We start from the raw sequence: 2,097 nt of genomic DNA on the forward strand, positions 1-2,097 counted from the left end.
CAATGGATTCTGCCTTTCTCCGGCGTCGCCTGCGGGAAAGTACGGTGGACCGTAGGACATTCTTGGCGTTGGCGGCCGCTACGGCCGGTGCGGGCCTGATACGGAGTGCCGCTCCGGCGCGGGCCGGCGCGGAGGAACTCCGCGATTTGACCGAGGTCTGCAGCCAGGACGGTGTCTTGGACTACACGCTGGAGGTGGTGACTAATCCTGTCGATCTGGGTGGTCGTCAGGTGACTTTGGAGACCTACAACGGCCAGTTTCCGGGACCGATCCTGCGGATACGGCAGGGGGATAACCTGCGGCTTCTGCTGAAGAACCGCATCGTTCCGGTGGGCATTCCGACCAACAATGTGTTCATGGTGCCGTACTGCGCCTCCAAGTCCAACGATCCGCGCTTCGATACCCGGCGAGCCTGTGTTCACGATTTCTGGAACCGTTGGGAGAGAAGGCAAACCATCCTGCAGGAGTTGATTGACACCAACCTGCACACCCACGGGTTGCAGGTGTCTCCGGACGATCCGGGGGACAATGTCGGACTTCAGCTGGGCCCGCTGCAGGACCACCAGTACAGCTACAACATCGCGATGAACCAGCCGACGGGTCTGCACTGGTATCACCCCCATTTCCATACGGCCACTGCCCATCAGCTGTGGAACGGGTTGTGCGGGCCCATCATCGTCGAGGGCGACATCGATCGGGTACCCGAGATCGCCGAAATGCGCGAGCGCACCATCGTGGTCAACGAGATGTGGATCGCTGACGACAGTGCTGAGGTGCCGTTCGCGGTGGTGGTTCCCATGGCCGGTCACGCGCCGTTCGAGTCGATTCCCGCGGTGCCGTCGTCGATGTACTTCCCGCTCAATGGCCAGATACTGCCGGATATCAGCATCAAACCGGGCGAGACGCAGCGCTGGCGGTTTCTCAACGCGTGCCCGCACCGGTCGATCTGGTTGCACGTGGACGGGCACACCCTGCACCAGATCGGCACCGACGGGGTGCCTTACGCCGCCCCCCGACCCCGGCAGAACATCATGCTGGCCGCGGGCAACCGGGCCGAGTTCATCGTCAAAGGCGGTGAGCCCGGCCGGTACCGGATCTACGCGGCCGCATACGACCAGGGCCATCCCGGAGGACCCCGCCCGGGAATGTCGCTGGGCACGTTGGTGGTGCGTGGCAACACCGTCGCCGGTCGAGTGCCCACCACGTTGGTGGAGCCGCCGCGGATGCCGAACCTGCCGGTGGCCCGGCGTCGCACCATGGTGTTCTCCGGCGATGTCACCGGGCGCACCGGCATGGGTGTGCAGTTCCTCATCGACGGCCAGGAGTTCGATCACCACCGGGTCGACGCCGAGGTGGAAGGCGGCACCATCGAGGAGTGGACCCTGATCAACGAGGACGTTTTCCAGCACCCAATCCATATCCATGTCAACCCATTTCAGGTCGTCGACATCCACGGCATCCCGGCCGGCGACACGAGTTGGCAAACCGAACCAGACGTCTGGTGGGATACCTTCCGGCTACCGCCGTTCGGCCGCTACACCTTGCGCATGTACTTCCGCCCGGACGTGACGGGCACGACCGTCTACCACTGCCACATCCTGCCGCACGAGGACCGGGGAATGATGGGCCTGCTGAAGATCGATCCACCCGGGCAGCACGAACAGCACGACGAGCACGAACACCACACGATGGGGTGAGGATGCGCCGTCCACTGTTCCTCGCGTTCACGCTGGCGGCGTTGTCCGCCATCGGCATCGCCGCCGCCGACCCCACCGGGCAACCCATGCAGAACCAGGGCCGCTACAGCTTCAACCAGCAACACCGCGACAACCTCAGTTGGTGGAACCGGACCTGGGTTCCCCAGCTGATACCCAAGGGCGCGCACCTGGAGGTGCAGCTGCCCAGCGACCCGATCCACTGGATTCCCTACGGCGAACCGGAATGTCAACCCAGCCCCGGCTGGGACTGGGCCGAATTGAGCGGTTCCTGGTACCCCGACGGCCCGCCCAGACATCAGCGGGTGGCCGTGGAACTCGAAGGACAGCGAACCGTCCCCAACCAGAACCGCTACCGGGAGTCGGCCAACCCCTACGAACT

Annotated in this window: 1 protein-coding gene and 1 pseudogene; both read left to right on the forward strand. The window is 64.3% G+C overall.

Features of this window, described 5'->3' with window-relative positions; genetic code table 11:
* The first annotated feature begins 2 nt into the window (after positions 1-2).
* Positions 3-1,697 (forward strand): multicopper oxidase family protein, encoded by a 1,695-nt coding sequence (locus ACX9NE_RS29185; protein ID WP_459365250.1) that lies wholly within the window; start codon positions 3-5, stop codon positions 1,695-1,697.
* Between the two features lie 2 nt (positions 1,698-1,699).
* Positions 1,700-2,097, forward strand: a pseudogene (locus ACX9NE_RS29190) (hypothetical protein); the annotation flags it as partial.

It is taken from the genome of Mycobacterium sp. ML4 (assembly GCF_054515735.1).

Excerpts from the sequence above, each read along its gene's own strand:
- ACX9NE_RS29185 (WP_459365250.1), top strand. The coding sequence starts at position 3 with ATGGATTCTGCCTTTCTCCGGCGTCGCCTGCGGGAAAGTACGGTGGAC.